Source organism: Rhodanobacter sp. FW021-MT20 (assembly GCF_041107475.1).
GTDB lineage: Bacteria > Pseudomonadota > Gammaproteobacteria > Xanthomonadales > Rhodanobacteraceae > Rhodanobacter_A > Rhodanobacter_A glycinis.
In genome coordinates, this window is the sequence record NZ_JBGBPX010000017.1 from 42,482 (window position 1) to 59,972 (window position 17,491).

Here is a 17,491-nt window from a genome sequence, read left to right on the forward strand (position 1 = left end):
ACCATTACCGCCCCGAGTGCCCCGGTTCGTCGTAATCCCGGCTCAGCAGCCCGGGCCGGATCAAATCGATGAAGGCACGCGCCTCGGCGCTGAGAAACTTGCCCTTGCGCATCACCACGCCGTAGCTGCGCTGCGGGAAGTACTGCTTCATGTTGTGCACGGCCAGCCGTGCGCGATCGACTTCGGTGATGCAGATGCCGGTGACGATGGAAATGCCCATGCCCATCGCCACGTATTCCTTGATCACGTCCCAGCCGCCCACCTCGATCGCCACGTGGTACGGCACCTGTTGCTGCTGGAACACCAGGTCCACCAGCCGGTAGGTGGACAGGCGCTGCGGCGGCAGGATCAGGCCGTACGGCGACAGGTCCTGCAAGGTGATCGATGATTTCTGCGCCAGCGGATGGTCCAGCGGTGCGATCAACATCGGGTCGTAGTGCCGCACCGGCGCCCAGGCGATGTCGTTGGGCACGTCCAGCATCGAGCCGACGGCGAAGTCGGCCTTGTCTTCGCGCAGCATGGCCAGGCCGTCCTTGCCGGTGACGTTGGCCAGTTGCAACTGCACTGCGGGATAGCGCTGGCGATAACGGCGCACCAGCTCGGGCAGCAGGTACTGGATGGTGGAGGTGCCGGCGGCCACCACCAGCCGGCCGGCCTGCAAGCCCTTGGCCTTGGCCTGGAAGTCGCGATCCAGGTTCTCCCAGCCTTCCACCAGCGGCCGCGCCAGCTCGTACAGCGCCTCGCCCGCGTCGGTGAGGTTGATGCGGCGACGCCGGCGTTCGAGCAGGGTGGCGCCCAGCTCCCGTTCCAGCGCCTGCAGCTGCAGGCTGATGGTGGGCTGGGACAGGTACAACGACTCGGCGGCACGGCTCAGCGTGCCCAGTTTCACCGTGGCGACGAAGGCGCGCAGCTGCTTGTGACGGTTGCCCTTGTAGTAGTAACGGGCCGATTCCGCCGTTGCCGGTTCCTGCCCCGTACGCTTTTTCGACGCTTTTCGGGGTGCCTTTTTGGGCTTGCGTGGCGTCATGTTCAGGTTTTTCCGGGCTATTTTTTCAATACGTTGGAGTATGTATTTATGTCCTCAATATAAAAGATTGAAACATTCACTTTGTCAAATAGTCGATTCATGGCCTAGCTTCGTTCCCACACCGAATCACGGAGAAGCTCATGGCCGTCCCCCAGGAACACCTCGCTGCCGCCACCGCCCGGGTCGAAACCGGCGCGACCGGCTACGAGGCCATCCTCACCCCGGAAGCACTGGCCTTTCTGGGCCGGCTGCATCGCCTGGCCGAGCCGCGCCGGCAGCAGTTGCTGGCCGCACGCCGGCAGCGCCAGGCCCGTCATGACGCCGGCGAGCTGCCGGACTTCCGCGCCGATACCGTGGCGATCCGCGAGGGCGACTGGACGGTGGCGCCGATTCCGGCCGCACTGCAGGACCGCCGCGTCGAGATCACCGGTCCGGTCGAGCGCAAGATGATCATCAACGCGCTCAATTCCGGCGCCAAGGTGTTCATGGCCGACTTCGAGGATTCCTCAACGCCGAGCTTCGCCAACCAGCTCGATGGCCAGATCAACCTGCGCGACGCGGTGAATGGCCGCATCGAATTCACTTCGCCGGAGGGCAAGCGTTACCAGGTCGGCCCGAACCCGGCGGTGCTGGTGGTGCGCCCGCGCGGCTGGCATCTGCCGGAGCGCCATTTCAGCGTGGACGGCGAGCCGATGGCCGGCGCCCTGGTGGACTTCGGCCTGTACGTGTTCCACAACGCCCGGACGCTGCAGCAGCGCGACCTCGGCCCCTACTTCTACCTGCCCAAGCTGGAGGCGATGGAAGAGGCCGCGCTGTGGGACGAGGTGATGGCATTCGCCGAGGATGAGCTGGACCTGCCCAACGGCTGCATGAAGGCCACCGTGCTGATCGAGACGCTGCCTGCGGCGTTCCAGATGCACGAGATCCTGCATGCGTTGCGCGGCCGCGCCGCCGGCCTCAACTGCGGCCGCTGGGACTACATCTTCTCGTACCTGAAGACCTTGCGCGGCCACCGTGACCGCCTGCTGCCCGAACGCGGCCAGGTGCAGATGACGGTGCCGTTCCTGAAGGCCTATTCGGAACTGCTGATCCAGACCTGCCATCGCCGCAACGCCTTCGCCATGGGCGGCATGGCGGCGCAGATCCCGATCAAGGGCGACCAGGCCGCCAACGACGCCGCGCTGGCCAAGGTCCGCGCCGACAAACTGCGCGAAGTGAAGGCCGGCCACGACGGCACCTGGGTGGCGCATCCGGCGCTGGTCGCCGTGGCGCAGGCGGTATTCGACGAACACATGCCCACGCCGAACCAGCTCGACGTGAAGCGCGAGGATGTGCGTGTCAGTCGTGAGCAACTGCTTGCGCCCTGCCCCGGCACCATCACCCGCGCCGGCTTCGACAACAACGTGGAGGTGGGCCTGCGCTACACCGCCGCATGGCTGGACGGGCTGGGCTGCGTGCCGATCCATCACCTGATGGAAGACGCCGCCACCGCCGAGATCGCCCGCTCGCAGATCTGGCAGTGGCTGCATCACGGTGGCGTGGAATTTCCCGATCACGCGCCGATCGACTTCGCGCTGTTCGACCACGCCCTGGCCGCCCATGCCCACCGCCTGCGCGACAGCGACGTACCCGGCGCCTCGCGCGTGGACGATGCCGCCGCGCTGCTCGCCACGATGACCCACGCCGACACGCTGGGGGATTTCCTCACTTTGCCGGCTTACGAACAACTTTGACGACACCGATCCTTCTCCCTCCGGGAGAAGGTGCCCGAAGGGCGGATGAGGGTCCGGACGAAGCAACACGCCACGCGACCACCGAACCCTCACCCCAACCCCTCTCCCGACGGGAGAGGGGCTCATACCACGGAGCCATGCCATGAAGACCGCAATGCCCACCGCCGAACAGATCAGCCTGGACTGGAGCAACAACCCGCGCTGGACCGGCATCCGCCGCAACTACACCGCCGAGGACGTGGTGCGCCTGCGCGGCACCGTGCCGGTCGAGCATTCGCTGGCCAAACGCGGCGCCGAGCGCCTGTGGAAGTCGCTGCACAAGGAAGATTTCGTCAACGCGCTGGGCGCACTCACCGGCAACCAGGCGATGCAGCAGGTCAAGGCCGGGCTGCAGGCGATCTACCTGAGCGGCTGGCAGGTCGCCGCCGACGCCAATGTCGCCGGCGAGATGTACCCCGACCAGTCGCTGTATCCGGCCAACTCGGTGCCGCTGGTGGTCAAGCGCATCAACAACACGCTGCTGCGCGCTGATCAATTGCACCACGCCGAAGGCAAGGACGAGATCGACTGGCTGGCACCGATCGTGGCCGACGCCGAGGCCGGCTTCGGTGGCGTGCTGAACGCGTTCGAGCTGATGAAGGCGATGATCGAGGCTGGTGCCGCCGGCGTGCACTTCGAGGACCAGCTGGCCTCGGTGAAGAAGTGCGGCCACATGGGCGGCAAGGTGCTGGTGCCGACCCGTGAAGCAGTCGACAAGTTGAACGCCGCGCGCCTGGCCGCCGACGTGGCCGGCGTGCCGACCCTGATCGTGGCGCGCACCGACGCCGACGCGGCCGACCTGCTCACCTCGGACATCGACGACAACGACAAGCCGTTCATCACCGGTGAGCGCACCGTCGAAGGCTTCTTCCGGGTCAAGCCCGGCCTGGACCAGGCGATCAGCCGCGGCCTGGCCTACGCGCCCTACGCCGACCTGATCTGGTGCGAGACCAGCAAGCCGAACCTGGAAGATGCGCGCCGTTTCGCCGAGGCGATCCACGCCAAGTTCCCGTGCAAGATGCTGGCCTACAACTGCTCGCCCAGCTTCAACTGGAAGAAGAACCTGGACGACACCACCATCGCCAACTTCCAGAAGGAACTGGGCGCGATGGGCTACAAGTTCCAGTTCATCACCCTGGCCGGTTTCCACAGCCTGAACTACGGCATGTTCGACCTGGCGCACAACTACGCGCGTCGCCAGATGAGTGCCTTCGTCGACCTGCAGGAAAAGGAATTCGGCGCCGCCGATCGTGGCTTCACCGCAGTGAAGCATCAGCGCGAAGTGGGCACCGGCTACTTCGACGCGGTGACCCAGGCGATCCAGCAGGGCCAGTCGTCCACGACCGCACTGACCGGCTCGACCGAAGAAGCGCAGTTCAAGCAGGCCTCGGCGGCGTAGGCAAATAGCCGTCCATTCCCGCTGGCCTGGATTGCGATCAATCGATCCCGCCCTTGTACGGCGCTTCACGAAAGAAGCGTCGTGCAAGGGCTGGGATTTCACGAAGGCGGAGCCCCGGTGTTGTCACCACCACCAAGGCGGACACACCGGACCCGAGCTTCATCGTGGTGCTGGCAGTTTACGCACCCTGCGGGCACGCCATCAGCCCACCCCGTGCCCCACATGCATCACGCATTACAGGTGAGCTGCGCATCCTCCGGATCTTCCGGCAGCAAGTCAGCCCGCGTATCCACGGCCACCCGGTTGCGCCCCCCGTCCTTGGCGCGATAAAGCGCGGCATCGGCATCGATCAGCAAATCCCGCAAGCTGCGGCCAGAGTCCGCACTCCAGGCAACACCGAAACTGGCGGACACCGTGATGGTGATGCCGGCCTTCACCACCATCGGCTCCGCCGCCAATGCGCAGCGGATGCGCGAGGCGATCTCGACACCCTGTTCGCGCGAAGCCACCGGCATCAGGATGCCAAACTCCTCGCCACCCAAGCGCCCGAACATGTCCGACTTGCGCAACTCCCGCAGGCATACCGCCACGGTCTGTCGCAGGACCACGTCACCGGCCACGTGTCCGTAGCTGTCATTGACCTGCTTGAAGTGATCGAGATCCAGTATCACCAGACAGGCTCCCGCCTTCGCCCGGTGCAACCGTCGCAACGCGTGTCCCGCCTCTTCGAAAAAGTGTTCCCGGTTGAACACGCCAGTCAGCCCGTCATACCGGGCCATCTTGCGGAAATGCAACTGGGAACGCCGCAGCCAGAACATCGCCATCGCGATGAAAGCAATCACCACCAACAACAACGCGATGAACAGCCGACTGACCTTTTGTGACTGGATGGCCAGCGCATGGTGCAACTGAAGAATCCGATTCTGCTTGTCCAGCGCATCCAGCTTCAGCTTCTTGGACTGCACTTGCTGCTTGACCATCTGGTAGGCCAGCGCGCGCGCCTTGGCATGATCCACGGCAGCCTTGTCCAGCGCCACATACTTCTCGTAATAGGCCAGCGCGGCGGCAGCATGACCACTCATCTTTTCCGCCTTGTAGAGAACTTCATAGGCAGCCTGCAGTATCCACAACGTGCTGTTCGCACCGCTCATGGCAGTGGTGGTCAACGCGAATTTCCGCGCATTGGCGGCATCGCCGAGGCTCAGATACGCCTGCGCCTGCGTGACCTGCAACGAGGCAAGATATGGCGGATAGCGGTTCTTCCGGATCGCCGGGGCAATGCGATGCAAGAAGGCAATCGCCCGCTTCGCATGGCCCTCGTCGATCATGGCGCTGGCCTGGTTCAGGCGCAGCGAGTCGGCGCTCAACGGATGCTTGGCGGCAAGGCACGTATCGATCGCCTGCCGAAACCTCGGATCGGTCGAAAGAAGCTTGCCCTCATACAGCAGCGAGTTCGTCTCCCCCATCTCGGCGGTGCACTGAGCTGCCGCCGAAGGAAGCGTGGCCTTCATCTCCCGGGCATATTGCAGCGCCAGCTCATATTGCCCCACCGCAGCGCCGTTCAACATGATGATGACCCGATCCATGCCCTCCAGCCGTGCCGTCGGATCGGCAACCTTGGGCAGCTCGACCATCAAGGTGTTGGCCAGCGTATAAGCGTCCACATAGTGATGACTGTTGAATTTGTTCTGGACCAGTCTCGCCATGGCACGAATCGACAGCGCCTGGTCGCCGGAATGAGCGACGATGTCGTACAGCAAGGGATCCGCCTTGCCGTAGTTGCCATCAAACGAAAGCTGCTGCGCGTCCAGCAGTCGCAGGTGCCACCGTTGCGCGACGCTCAGGCTGGCGCTGCGCTCGTGAAGCTGCACCAGGATGCTTCGATAGCGGTCCTGATCGTTCGACTTGGCACCTTCGGCCCGAGCCAGCAACACCGCAACCGATGGCGCTGCAATCGCCGGAGCAGCCGAGTGCGCACGCACATTCGGCGCAACAGTGGCCAGGATCATTCCGGCCAGGCAAATCAGCGTGCCGTGCTCCATTGCATGACTGTCCGGTTGGACTAACGCGCCGGGTTATCCGGAGTATCCATTTCGTCGCCGTCCTGATCCGGCACGTTTTCCGCATCGTCATCGCCGGGGTCACAACCACCGTCGTGGCCGTTGTGATTGACCACGTTGTTCTTGTTGCCGAGCTCCTGCGCCAGGTAACTCCTGTCGCCCGTGGCCGCCGCCAACTTGAGGTTATCGACGGCACCCATCTCGTCCAATGCCCGGGACAGGCTTTCCGGGGAAGCTCGGCGCAGCGAAGCATTCCGCCCGATGCTTTCCAGCAGTTCGATCGTGTTGGACATGTTTTCCCCTGTTTCCTTGCGGATGAGTTGCTCATCCAGCCGGGGAGGACGGTGCCTTGCCCGGATGAATGACACCACTTGCCAGCGGGTGCACCCTCCGTGCCTTCATCGCATCGGCGCCCCCAACGCCAATCCGCAGCCTAGCACTCCTCGCGAACGGGTGCGCGTCATGCACGGAGGCCATGGACCGGGATTCAAGGCATCATCAGCGCCCGGTCCAATGCCGCCAATCGCCGCCTTGCCGAGGCATTGACGCGTAATGGCGACGCCGGCGACAAGACCACGGTTTCATCGGCACCGACGTCCGTGGCTGGCAGATCTCGCAAGAGCACACGGCGAATGCGCGGCTGCTCGATCGGCAAAGTCGCGCCGCGATAAATGATCAGCTCGTGGTCCAGCGGATAATCCTGACTCAGTACATCCACCAGCACCTGGCGATATTCGGGACCGGTGGCAAAGCGTTTCATCGAACGGTCGCCGACCAGGCCGACCTGCCACAGCACCAGACAGGCGCCGGTATTGATCGGAGTTTCGTAGAACAACAGTTGGCTGGCTTCGTAGTGCTGGCAACCGTAGCGGCCGGGATCGATACCCAAGTCGGCATACAGGCAATCCTCGGCAGAGATGCCAGGCTCCATATGCGCATGGAAACCTTCCGCACGCGCCACCTTGATCACTTCGTGCGGCGACCACGCGAAGATACCGGGATGGCCATAGAACACCGCGCAGACTTTCTTGCCGGCGCGCACCTCGGCCATCATCACCTCGACCCACTCGCGGTAGGTGATCGCCCGGGATTTGTCACCCTTGCCGTAATAAGGCTGCAGGCTGCGCACGTCCGGATGCATCTGTTCCAGCCACAGCTCGACGATGGCGTCGGAAAGCGCGGCGAAAACCACATCGGACTGTTCGATGTGACTGCGCGCCAACGGCGAGAGATGTGAGCCCAGGGTCATGCCCAGGCCCACGCAGGCGATGCTGCCGCGTTGTTCGGAAATGGCAGGGGGCGGCATCGACAAGGCGCTCATGAGAAATATCCGATGACCAGGGTGGTGTGATCTGCCGCCACGTGCTGTTGCGATCAGCCGCCGCAAGCCGACATCCATCCAATATACCCGGCAAGCCGGTCGGCCGATGGCTTCGCCCCACCACGCCCCAACGGGTTACTTGCCCGCCGGCGGCACCAGCACGATCACCGTCCAACCGGGGCGCGGCTCCAGTTCGCGCTTGGCCGAGGCGACGCGCAACGTGCCTTTCTCCTCCACGCCAAACAGCAACACGCTGTCCGAGCCGTACTGCTCGATGAAGTTCGGCCAGTCGAACGTGCTGCTCAGCGTGGTGGATTTGATCCGCCAGCCGCGCGCCAGCAGCTCGGCGAAACGTGCATGGGTCATCTGCTCGTCGAACAACGGCGGCGCCAGCAGGTTGTCGGCCAGCGCGACGCGCTCGGTATTCTCGTCCGGCGACAGGTTGCGCAGGCGGTAGACCTTCTCGCGGCCGAACTCCTGCCGGTAGTGCACGCACGCCAGGGTATTGCGTTCGCGATGGGTGGACATCGCCAGCAGACGTCCCAGGCCAGTGAGATCGAGATGACGCTCGGCATGCGGTGAAGCCGGATGGCCGTAGAAGGTGGGCAGTCCCTCCATGCGCGCACGGCGGATTCCGTCCCAGTCGTCGTCGGCCAGCATCACGCGCACGTCCTCCTCTTTCAGCGCCTGGCCCACCGCACGCGCCACCGCGTCGGAGCCGAACACCAGCACGCCACGCGGCTCGGGTTCGGCCACCTTCAGCCAGATCGCCAATGGTCGCGCGGTGGCGCTCTGCAGCACCACGGTGCCGATGATCAGGATGAAGACCAGCGGCACCAGCGCCTCGGCACCTTCCAGGCCCAATTCACCCAGACGCAGCGCAAACAAGGCCGACACCGAGGCCGCCACGATGCCGCGCGGCGCCACCCAGGCGATCAGCGCCCGTTCGCGCCAGGTCAAGCCGCTGCCCATCGTGGCCAGCATCGCCGTGAATGGCCGAATCGCAAACTGCGCCACCAGGAACACGACGATGCCCGCCCACAACATGCCGTGCGGCAACGGCCATGGCAGCCGTGCCGCCAGCAGGATGAACAAACCCGACACCAGCAGCGTGGTGAGGTTTTCCTTGAAATCGAGAATGTCGTCCATGTGCACGTTGCGCATGTTGCCCAGCGCGATGCCCATGATGGTTACCGCCAGCAGGCCCGACTCGTGCGTCAGCGTGTTGGACAGGCTGAAGGCGAACAGCACCATCGCCAGGGTGGCGTAATTCTGCAGGTATTCCGGCACCAGTTGGCGACGCAGCAGGAAGCCCAGCAGCAGCGCCGCCAGCGTGCCGATCAGCGCGCCGCACAGCACCGTGACCACGAAGACCCCGATGGTGTGCCCCTCCTGGCGCGACACGATCGCCTCGAAGATCAGCACCGCGAACAGCGCGCCCAGCGGGTCGATGATGATGCCTTCCCAGCGCAACGTGTTGGCGATGCGCTCGGTGGGCCGAAGCGTGCGCAGCATCGGCGCGATCACCGTGGGCCCGGTCACGCAGGTCAACGCGCCGAACAGCCACGCAATCTCCCAGCGCACGCCGGCGATCCAGTGCACGCAAAGCGCCAGCAGCAGCAGCGCGACCACCGCGCCATAGCTGACCAAGCCGCGTACGGCACCGCCGATGCCGCGCAATTCGTGGAAACGCAGGGTAAGGCTGCCCTCGAACAGGATCACCGCCACCGCCAGCGACACCAGCGGGAACAGCAGCTCGCCCAGCATCTTGTCCGGCTGCAGCAATCCGGTCACCGGACCCAGCACGATGCCGGCCAGCAGCAGGAACAGGATCGCGGGCAACTTCACCCGCCACGCCAGCCATTGCGAGAGGAAACCGACCACCAGCATGCCGGTGAGCATCAGGCCCAGTTCGATGGTCATCCGCAATCCTTGTCGAGGCGCCGGGGGAGCGCCTATCGGAGCATGCATGCCCCGGTACGTCCAGCCACGCGTGCGCAGCCGATGCCACCCGGCGGACCTGGATGGCGTCGTACGCGGAATCCCCGCCCGCCCCGGACGACCCGACGAACGGCGGCAGCCACATCTGCATCAAGGGGAAAAGGCCAGGCCCCGGTATCGGTGCGGGGGGGAGGGGAACCGATACCGGGGCGGCAGGGCGGGTTCAATTAAATGAACTGGCCGGTGCAAATAATACCCTCGCCCACGGCGAAGTCAATACTCTTCGGTTCAATAATTATCAGACCATGGTCGAAGGCTGCCGCAGCCGCGCGTTCGCCGCGCGCCACGCCCCACATCGCTGACCGCGTACCCGCGCGTGGGCGATGGCGCGAGGCCTCCTGGGCGGTGAACCACGCGGCTCAGAAGCGGCGGTATTGCAGCGCTTCGGCCAGGTGCGAGCGCTCCAGCGCAGCGGCGCCACCATCAAGGTCGGCGATCGTGCGTGCAACCCGCAGGACGCGGTGATAAGCGCGCGCGGACAACCCCAGCCGCTCAAGCGCGGCTTCGAACCACTGCCGCTCGGCGGCCCCGAGCGCGCAATCGCGCTCCAGTTCGCGGGTGCTGATCTCCCCGTTCGGCCGCCCGGCCCGCATCAAGGCATGGGTGCGCGCCTTGATCACCCGCGCCCGCACCGTGGCCGAGTCCTCGTCATAGATGCTGCGCGGCGCGCCCAGGTCGGCCAGCGGCACGCGCGGCACCTCCACGCACAGGTCGATGCGGTCCAGCAACGGGCCGGAAATGCGGCTGCGGTAGCGCGCGATCTGGTCCGGCGTGCAATGGCAACGCGGGCGCGGGTCGCCGGCATAGCCGCAGGGGCACGGATTCATCGCCGCCACCAGCTGGAACTGCGCCGGGAACGTGCACTGCCGCGCCGCGCGCGAGATCACGATGCTGCCGGACTCCAGCGGTTCGCGCAGCACGTCGAGCACGTGGCGGCTGAACTCGGGCAGTTCGTCGAGGAACAGCACGCCGTTGTGGGCCAGCGAAATTTCGCCGGGGCGCGGCTGCGAGCCACCACCGACCAGCGCCACCGCCGAGGCAGTGTGGTGCGGCGCGCGAAACGGACGCCGCCGCCACAGGGCCGGATCGACCGCATGCCCCGCCACCGAACGTACCGCGCAGGTTTCCAGCGCTTCCGATTCGGTCAGGGGCGGCAGGATACCCGGCAGGCGCTCGGCCAGCATGGTCTTGCCGGTACCGGGCGGCCCGGACATCAACAGGTGATGACCGCCAGTGGCGGCGATCTCCAGTGCCCGTCGCGCCTGCAACTGGCCACGCACGTCGATCAGGTCGGGACCGAAGGTGCTGTCGCCACCGGCACTGGCCGTTTCCGGAGTGTCCAGGTCCTGGCCGCCGCGCAACCAGCCGCAGACTTCGGCCAGGGTATCGGCCACGCGCACGTCGGCATCGGAGACCAGCGCCGCCTCGGCCGCATTGGCACGCGGGACCACCACGCGCCGACGGCGAGCTCGCGCGCGAAGCAGCGCCGGCAGCACGCCGGAGACGCCACGCAGATCGCCCGATAGCGCCAGCTCGCCGAGGAACTCGCATTCGTCCAGCCGCTCGCGCGGTACCTGGTTGCCGGCGGCGAGGATGCCCAGCGCAATGGCCAGGTCGAAGCGGCCACCGTCCTTTGGCAGTTCGGCCGGCGCCAGGTTCACGGTGACTTTGCGGTTGGGGTATTCGAAGGCGGTGTTCTGGATCGCCACGCGCACGCGATCGCGTGCTTCGCGCACGGCCGCTTCGGGCAGGCCGACGATGCTGGTGCCCGGCAGGCCGCCGGAAAGATGCACCTCCACCATCACCTGCGGCGCGGCCACGCCTTCCTGGGCGCGGCTGAGGGTAACAGCGAGACTCATGCCCGGTGGTGACGGGGCCCAAGGGCGTCGCTGATCAATGTATCCATCATGCGACTCCATCGGACTGCTGAGGAAAAATGACCGCCCCCGATCGTTCTCGGGGTGAGGGTGACGGATCGGGGGCGGCTGCTACGACTCGCGAGAATGCGCGACAGCCTCAAGTTCGGCGACACGCTTTTCGAGTTCGTCGACCTTGGCGCGGGTGCGCGCCAGCAGCTGGCTCTGAACGTCGAATTCCTCACGGGTAACCAGCTCAAGGCGGCGCAATCCCTGTGCCAGGACATCACGAAAATTGGCGCTCAGATCCTTCTGGGCGTCTGCCAATCCTGGCGGTACCAACGAAGCAAGTCGCAGGGCAATTTGGTCGATGTCCAGCCGTTCCATCATGGAAGGCACCTCGAACTCGTCAGGGCAAAGTGTAGGGAGGGGGTACGGGCGGTCGCCATCGGCATGCTCCACTGAAGTGTGTAGGTATTTTCCTACATCATGCCCCGCCCATGGCGACAGCCCGGCGCGCGAAGGGCACAATGGGCCTTACGGCGTCGCCGGGCGCGCGACCTGACGAGGAAGATGCATGAAACTGGTGGTGGCGATCATCAAGCCATTCAAGCTGGACGATGTGCGCGAAGCGCTGGCGGAAGTCGGCGTGCAGGGCATCACGGTGACCGAGGTCAAGGGTTTCGGCCGCCAGAAAGGCCATACCGAGCTGTACCGCGGCGCGGAATACGTGGTCGACTTTCTGCCGAAGATCAAGCTGGAAGTGGCAGTGGCCGACGACCAGCTGGATCGCGTGCTGGAAGCGATCTCGCAATCGGCCCGCACCGGCAAGATCGGTGACGGCAAGATCTTTGTCAGCGCGCTGGACCAGGTGATCCGCATCCGCACAGGTGAGCTGGACGGCGACGCGCTGTAGGCATCTTCTCCCTCTCCCCTGCGGGGAGAGGGTCGGGGTGAGGGGGCAACCTCGCGACGACCGTACATTCGAAGCGCGCTTTTGATGGGACGTCCCCGCGAGCACCCGCCCCTCACCTCAATCCTCTCCCCAAAGGGGAGAGGAAGCGAAAACGGCGCTACCGCAAGACCAGGTCTTGTTCCTTTGTTTTCAGCGCGCCTGCGCGCGCTGAAAACGCCGGTGATGAATCAGCAGGCCGGCGTAATAGGCGATGTAGTAGCCGATCAGCAAACCGAAAACCAGCAAGGTGAGCGGGCTGGATTGATAGCCCATCGTCATGCTTGTTCCAGGGGCTTGGGCTGCGGCCAGTGATTCGGCGTGCTGCATCTGCGGCCACAGCACCAGGAAGCGCCACATCAACCGCCCCAGCAGCAGGGCCACCAGCACGGCGCCGATCCACGGGTTGGGCACATAGCAGTCGCCGCGCTCCGGGTCGGTCTCGAAGCGGGTCAGGCGCAGGCCGAGCAGCCCCAGCCCCGCGCCCAGCACGATCCCTCCGGCCAATCCTTCAGCCAGGCGCACGTCGCGCAGCCCGCTCAGCAACAGCACGCAGCCGATCACGGCGAATATCGCGACTCGCACGATCATCCGCTTGCGCCGGATCGGCTGGCGCCCGAACTGGCGGCTGATCCGACGCCACAGGATCAGCAGCACCAGCGGGACCATGATGGCGTAGCTCATCAGGTGGGGCGACATCGGCGCAGCCTCGCGATGGATATGGGAAGTATCGCCAGCCTGATCGCATGGCACTCGCGCGGCGACTGACGACACGCAGGCCGTGCACATGACGTCTGTCAGGCCGGACAACCCGGCCCGTGACGAGTTACTTCGCCTTGCCCTGGTTCGCCACCGCCGCCGCCTTGGCCGCGATCGCATCGGCATCGCCCAGGTAGTAGTGGCGCAACACTTTCAACTGGTCGTCGAACTCGTAGACCAGCGGCACGCCATTGGGAATGTTGAGCTCGACGATGGCCTCGTCGGACATGTCGTCGAGGTATTTCACCAGCGCGCGGATGGAGTTGCCGTGCGCCACCGCCAGCACGCGCTGGCCGGCGCTGATCGCCGGCGCCAGCACCTCGTTCCAGTACGGCAGCACGCGGGCCACGGTGTCCTTCAGGCATTCCGTGTCGGGAATGTCGTCCGGGTTCAGCGCGGCGTAGCGCGGGTCGTGCACCGCCTCGTTGGCGCTGCGCTCCAGTGCCGGCGGCGGTACATCGTAGCTGCGACGCCAGACCTTGACCTGCGCGTCGCCGTATTTCTCGGCGGTCTCGGCCTTGTTGAGCCCGGTCAGCGCGCCGTAGTGACGCTCGTTGAGGCGCCAGTCGGTATGCACCGGCAGCCACATCATCTCCATCGCGTCGAGGGCACCCCACAGGGTGCGCGCCGCACGCTTGAGCACCGAGGTATGCGCCACGTCGAACGCATAGCCCTCGCGCTTGAGCAATTCGCCGGCCTCGCGAGCCTCGGTCATGCCCTGCTCGGTGATGTCGACGTCGGCCCATCCGCTGAAGCGGTTGTCGAGGTTCCACTGTGACTGGCCGTGGCGGATCAGGACGAGCTTGTGCATGGCGATGCGGTTCCGGGTGGGCGAACCCTGAATGGTGAGGCCGGGCCCGGGCCTCGTCAAATACGCCCCTGCCGAAGGTCACGTAAACCCCGGGCGTCGCTGCCGCATCCCATGAGGGTCATCCCATCCCGAACGGAGATATCTCCATGCGCCGCATCCTGCTCGCTCTCGCACTCCTCCTGCCGCTGGCCGCCATGGCCTCGGACAACGACACCGACAAGGTCAACGGCGACGTGCATGTCACTGCCGGCCAGCATGTCGGCAAGGCCAGCTCGGTCAACGGCGACGTCGACGTCGCCGACCACGCCGTGGTCGAGAAGGCCAGCACCGTCAACGGCGAGGTGAAACTGGGCCAGCAGGCGCAGGCCGGCGAAGTCGACACCGTCAATGGCGATATCGAGATGGCCGCCGGCGCCCGCGTGCAGGGCAAGGTCGAGGCGGTGAACGGCGCCATCCACCTGGCCCGGGGTGCCGAGGTGGATGGCCACCTGTCCAACGTCAACGGCACCATCACCCTGGAAGATGCGCATGCCGCTGCCGGTATCGAAACCGTGGCCGGCGACATCACCATCGGCGCCAACTCGCGCGTCGAAGGCGGCATCCTGGTCGACAAGCCGAACAACGGCTGGTTCCACTCGGGCAGCACGCGCAAGCCGGTGATCGTGATCGGCCCGCACGCCGTGGTGCAGGGCACGCTGGAGTTCCGCCGCGAGGTGGTGCTGAAGGTCAGCGACAGCGCGCAGATCGGCCCGGTCAAGGGCACCACGGTGGAGAAGTTCAGCGGCGCCACGCCGTAATCGCGGCTTGCCCCGGCACGAGGGACGCGGTCTACACTCGGGCCACCATCGTTGCCGGGGAACCTCCATGCGTCGCTGCCTGCCGACCTGTACTGCCACCGTGTTCGCCATCGGCATCGCGCTTGCGATGCCGACCTTCGCGGCCACGCCCGCGCCGACAACCCATCATTTCAGCGCAGCCATCGATGCCGGTGACTTCTCGGCCTATCTGAAGGCCGTTTCCTCGGATGCGTTCGAGGGCCGCAAGCCGGGCACCGAAGGGGCCCGGCGCACCGTCGACTATCTGGTGGCGCAGTTCAAGCGCATGGGCCTGCAGCCCGGCAACCACGGCCAGTGGTTCCAGACCGTGCCGGCGGTATCGACCACCTTGCAGCACCCGGAACAGCTGCGCCTGGACGTCACCGAAAACGGCCGCACCCTGCCGCTCGCCTACGGCAGCGACATGGTTGCCGTGACCCTGCAGGCCAAGCCGAAGGTGACGCTCAAGCGGTCCGACATCGTCTTCGTCGGCTACGGCATCGATGCGCCCGAATACCAGTGGAACGACTACGCCGGCATCGACGTGAAGGGCAAGACGGTAATCGTGCTGGTGAACGATCCTGGCTATGCCACGCAGGATCCGAAGCTGTTCCGTGGCCGCACGATGACCTACTACGGCCGCTGGACCTACAAGTACGAGCAAGCCGCGCGCGAAGGTGCCGCTGCCTGCTTCATCGTGCACGCCACCGGACCGGCCGGCTACCCGTGGAGCGTGGTGCACAACAGCTGGTCAGGCCCGCAACTCAGCCTGCCCGCGGGCGAGCATGCCGCGCCACGGCTGCCCGTGGCCGGCTGGCTCAGCGGCGACGCCGCGCGCCACCTGTTCGCCGCCTCCGGGTTGGACTTCGACACGCTTGAAGCCGCGGCTGCCCGTCGCGGCTTCAAGCCGGTTCCGCTGAAAGCCCAGGCCTCGATCACGCTGGACAGCACCATCCGGCACACGCATTCGCGCAACGTGCTGGCCCTGCTCAAGGGCAGCGAGCATCCGGATCAGGCGGTGATCTACAGCGCGCACTGGGATCACTTCGGCCGCGATCCCAAGCTGAAGGGCGACCAGATCTACAACGGCGCCATCGACAACGGCACCGGTGTGGCCGCCCTGCTGGAAATCGCCGAAGCCTTCGCGCACCAGCAGCCGAGGCCGAAGCGCTCGCTGCTGTTCGCCGCGGTGACGATGGAAGAGTCCGGCCTGCTCGGCTCGCAGTACTACGTGGAACACCCGGTGTTTCCGCTGAACCGGACCGTGGCCGACATCAACATGGATGCGCTGGACATCATCGGCCCCACGAAGAACATGATCGTGGTCGGCTACGGCCAGTCGCAGCTGGAAGACAGGCTCAAGGGCGTACTGGCGAAACAGGGCCGCACGCTCAGCCCCGAGCCCACGCCGGAGAATGGCTTCTACTTCCGCTCGGATCATTTCAGCTTTGCCAAGGCCGGCGTGCCCGCAATGGACACGCTGACCGGCGACGACCTGGTCGACGGCGGCACCCGCAAGGGCCGCGCCCTGCTCGCCGACTACACCGCCCACCGCTACCACACGCCGCAGGACAACTACGATCCGCACTGGGACTTCCGCGGCGTGATCAGGGACATCCAGGCCCTGCACGACGTCGGCCAGCAACTCGCCGATGGCAGCGACTGGCCGCAGTGGAATGCCGGCAGCGAATTCCGCGCGCGGCGGCAGGCGATGATGCAGGCGAACGACCCGCATTGACGCCGGCAATGCGTGGAATTCAGACCCAGTCGCGCGGCTGCAGGTACGCCGCCAGCCGCGCTTCCGGCGAGTCCGGCTCGGGCTGATAGGCGTATTCGAAACGCACCCGTGGCGGCAGGCTCATCAGGATCGACTCGGTGCGCCCGCCCGACTGCAGTCCGAACAGCGTGCCGCGGTCGTAGACCAGGTTGAACTCCACGTAACGGCCACGCCGGTACAACTGGAACTCGCGCTCACGCTCGCCCCACGGCGTGGCCTGGCGACGTTGCACGATCGGCACGTAGGCATCGAGGAAGCCCTGCCCCACCGCCTTGGTGAAATCGAGGCAGCGTGCGAAGCCGCCTTCGTTGAGATCGTCGTAGAACAGGCCGCCGACGCCACGCGTCTCGCCGCGATGCTTGAGGTGGAAATACTCGTCGCACCAGCGCTTGTAGCGCGGATAGACATCCGTGCCGAACGGCGCGCACAGGTCGCGCGCCACCGTATGCCAGTGCACCACGTCTTCGTCGAACGGATAGAACGGGGTGAGATCGAAGCCGCCACCGAACCACCACACCGACTCCACTCCCGGCTTGCTCGCCTCGAAATAGCGCACGTTGGCGTGCGTGGTGGGCACGTAGGGGTTCTTCGGGTGCAACACCAGCGACACGCCGGTGGCAACGAAACTGCCGCCGACCAGGTCCGGGCGATGCGCGGTGGCGCTGGGCGGCAGCTTGTTGCCGTACACACGCGAGAAATTCACCCCGGCCTGCTCGAACAACGCCCCATCGCGCAACACGCGGGTGCGTCCGCCGCCGCCGGCCGGACGGGTCCAGGCGTCTTCGACGAAGCGGGCCTTGCCGTCGAGCTTTTCCACGGCGGCGCAGATGCGATCCTGCAATTCGCGCAGGAAGGTTTCGGCCTGGTCGGCCTGCAGGCTACGGGTCGGTTGTGCGGTCGTATTCATCGACGGCAGCTTAGCAAGAGGCTGCCCGCTTGCC

General features: G+C 65.7%; 15 protein-coding genes. 5 read left to right on the forward strand and 10 right to left on the reverse strand.

What is annotated here, in order from left to right; all coding sequences use genetic code 11:
• Positions 1-4: 4 nt before the first annotated feature.
• The gene (locus tag AB7849_RS15910) at positions 5-1,027 is read right to left on the reverse strand and encodes a LysR family transcriptional regulator (RefSeq protein ID WP_008208055.1); all 1,023 of its coding nucleotides are present in this window, start codon (positions 1,025-1,027) and stop codon (positions 5-7) included.
• Positions 1,028-1,167: 140 nt separating this feature from the next.
• Between AB7849_RS15910 and aceB the strand changes: the two genes are divergently transcribed.
• Together aceB and aceA are read left to right on the forward strand one after the other, a co-directional pair.
• A complete protein-coding gene (aceB, locus tag AB7849_RS15915; protein WP_008208053.1) occupies positions 1,168-2,760 on the forward strand; it encodes a malate synthase A in 1,593 nt (530 codons plus the stop codon).
• Between the two features lie 142 nt (positions 2,761-2,902).
• Positions 2,903-4,198 (forward strand): isocitrate lyase, encoded by a 1,296-nt coding sequence (aceA, locus tag AB7849_RS15920; RefSeq protein WP_008208050.1) that lies wholly within the window; start codon positions 2,903-2,905, stop codon positions 4,196-4,198.
• Positions 4,199-4,425: 227 nt separating this feature from the next.
• Here aceA and AB7849_RS15925 read toward each other — a convergent pair whose 3' ends face one another.
• The 6 genes from AB7849_RS15925 to AB7849_RS15950 all read right to left on the reverse strand — a co-directional run bounded on the left by AB7849_RS15925 (position 4,426) and on the right by AB7849_RS15950 (position 11,826).
• On the reverse strand, positions 4,426-6,240 hold the full coding sequence (locus AB7849_RS15925; protein ID WP_008212743.1) for a tetratricopeptide repeat-containing diguanylate cyclase: 1,815 nt from the start codon (positions 6,238-6,240) through the stop codon (positions 4,426-4,428).
• Between the two features lie 20 nt (positions 6,241-6,260).
• Positions 6,261-6,551, reverse strand: a complete 291-nt coding sequence (locus AB7849_RS15930) for a hypothetical protein (RefSeq protein WP_008212741.1) — start codon at positions 6,549-6,551, stop codon at positions 6,261-6,263.
• Positions 6,552-6,745: 194 nt separating this feature from the next.
• Positions 6,746-7,579, reverse strand: coding sequence for an SAM-dependent methyltransferase (locus tag AB7849_RS15935; RefSeq protein ID WP_008212739.1), 834 nt, complete (start codon positions 7,577-7,579; stop codon positions 6,746-6,748).
• A gap of 135 nt (positions 7,580-7,714) precedes the next feature.
• Entirely contained in the window at positions 7,715-9,502 is a 1,788-nt protein-coding gene (locus tag AB7849_RS15940; protein ID WP_008212736.1) for a cation:proton antiporter, read from the reverse strand.
• A gap of 437 nt (positions 9,503-9,939) precedes the next feature.
• Complete coding sequence (locus AB7849_RS15945; RefSeq protein WP_081491789.1) at positions 9,940-11,439, reverse strand: YifB family Mg chelatase-like AAA ATPase; 1,500 nt, start codon at positions 11,437-11,439, stop codon at positions 9,940-9,942.
• A gap of 129 nt (positions 11,440-11,568) precedes the next feature.
• Positions 11,569-11,826, reverse strand: coding sequence for an accessory factor UbiK family protein (locus AB7849_RS15950; RefSeq protein WP_008212732.1), 258 nt, complete (start codon positions 11,824-11,826; stop codon positions 11,569-11,571).
• A 187-nt stretch (positions 11,827-12,013) separates the two neighbouring features.
• On the opposite strand from AB7849_RS15950, the gene glnK reads away from it, so the two are divergent.
• On the forward strand, positions 12,014-12,352 hold the full coding sequence (glnK, locus tag AB7849_RS15955) for a P-II family nitrogen regulator (RefSeq protein WP_008212730.1): 339 nt from the start codon (positions 12,014-12,016) through the stop codon (positions 12,350-12,352).
• A gap of 189 nt (positions 12,353-12,541) precedes the next feature.
• Here glnK and AB7849_RS15960 read toward each other — a convergent pair whose 3' ends face one another.
• Positions 12,542-13,087: a hypothetical protein gene (locus AB7849_RS15960; protein ID WP_008212728.1), complete on the reverse strand. Its 546-nt coding sequence runs from the start codon at positions 13,085-13,087 to the stop codon at positions 12,542-12,544.
• 127 nt (positions 13,088-13,214) lie between these two features.
• Positions 13,215-13,958, reverse strand: coding sequence for a 2,3-diphosphoglycerate-dependent phosphoglycerate mutase (gpmA, locus tag AB7849_RS15965; RefSeq protein ID WP_008212727.1), 744 nt, complete (start codon positions 13,956-13,958; stop codon positions 13,215-13,217).
• Between the two features lie 146 nt (positions 13,959-14,104).
• Between gpmA and AB7849_RS15970 the strand changes: the two genes are divergently transcribed.
• Together AB7849_RS15970 and AB7849_RS15975 are read left to right on the forward strand one after the other, a co-directional pair.
• Positions 14,105-14,755 carry a polymer-forming cytoskeletal protein gene (locus tag AB7849_RS15970; protein WP_008212725.1) on the forward strand — a complete coding sequence of 217 codons (651 nt, stop codon included), beginning with the start codon at positions 14,105-14,107 and terminating at the stop codon, positions 14,753-14,755.
• Between the two features lie 67 nt (positions 14,756-14,822).
• Entirely contained in the window at positions 14,823-16,511 is a 1,689-nt protein-coding gene (locus AB7849_RS15975; RefSeq protein WP_369501385.1) for a M28 family metallopeptidase, read from the forward strand.
• Between the two features lie 19 nt (positions 16,512-16,530).
• On the opposite strand, the gene hemF is transcribed toward AB7849_RS15975, so the two are convergent.
• The gene (hemF, locus tag AB7849_RS15980) at positions 16,531-17,457 is read right to left on the reverse strand and encodes an oxygen-dependent coproporphyrinogen oxidase (RefSeq protein WP_369501386.1); all 927 of its coding nucleotides are present in this window, start codon (positions 17,455-17,457) and stop codon (positions 16,531-16,533) included.
• Positions 17,458-17,491 lie beyond the last annotated feature (34 nt).

Coding starts and splice junctions, on each gene's coding strand:
- AB7849_RS15925 (WP_008212743.1), bottom strand. CDS start 6,240: ATGGAGCACGGCACGCTGATTTGCCTGGCCGGAATGATCCTGGCCACT.
- aceA (WP_008208050.1), top strand. CDS start 2,903: ATGAAGACCGCAATGCCCACCGCCGAACAGATCAGCCTGGACTGGAGC.
- AB7849_RS15940 (WP_008212736.1), bottom strand. CDS start 9,502: ATGACCATCGAACTGGGCCTGATGCTCACCGGCATGCTGGTGGTCGGT.
- glnK (WP_008212730.1), top strand. CDS start 12,014: ATGAAACTGGTGGTGGCGATCATCAAGCCATTCAAGCTGGACGATGTG.
- gpmA (WP_008212727.1), bottom strand. CDS start 13,958: ATGCACAAGCTCGTCCTGATCCGCCACGGCCAGTCACAGTGGAACCTC.
- AB7849_RS15910 (WP_008208055.1), bottom strand. CDS start 1,027: ATGACGCCACGCAAGCCCAAAAAGGCACCCCGAAAAGCGTCGAAAAAG.
- AB7849_RS15935 (WP_008212739.1), bottom strand. CDS start 7,579: ATGAGCGCCTTGTCGATGCCGCCCCCTGCCATTTCCGAACAACGCGGC.
- aceB (WP_008208053.1), top strand. CDS start 1,168: ATGGCCGTCCCCCAGGAACACCTCGCTGCCGCCACCGCCCGGGTCGAA.
- hemF (WP_369501386.1), bottom strand. CDS start 17,457: ATGAATACGACCGCACAACCGACCCGTAGCCTGCAGGCCGACCAGGCC.
- AB7849_RS15945 (WP_081491789.1), bottom strand. CDS start 11,439: ATGAGTCTCGCTGTTACCCTCAGCCGCGCCCAGGAAGGCGTGGCCGCG.
- AB7849_RS15950 (WP_008212732.1), bottom strand. CDS start 11,826: ATGATGGAACGGCTGGACATCGACCAAATTGCCCTGCGACTTGCTTCG.
- AB7849_RS15970 (WP_008212725.1), top strand. CDS start 14,105: ATGCGCCGCATCCTGCTCGCTCTCGCACTCCTCCTGCCGCTGGCCGCC.
- AB7849_RS15930 (WP_008212741.1), bottom strand. CDS start 6,551: ATGTCCAACACGATCGAACTGCTGGAAAGCATCGGGCGGAATGCTTCG.
- AB7849_RS15960 (WP_008212728.1), bottom strand. CDS start 13,087: ATGTCGCCCCACCTGATGAGCTACGCCATCATGGTCCCGCTGGTGCTG.
- AB7849_RS15975 (WP_369501385.1), top strand. CDS start 14,823: ATGCGTCGCTGCCTGCCGACCTGTACTGCCACCGTGTTCGCCATCGGC.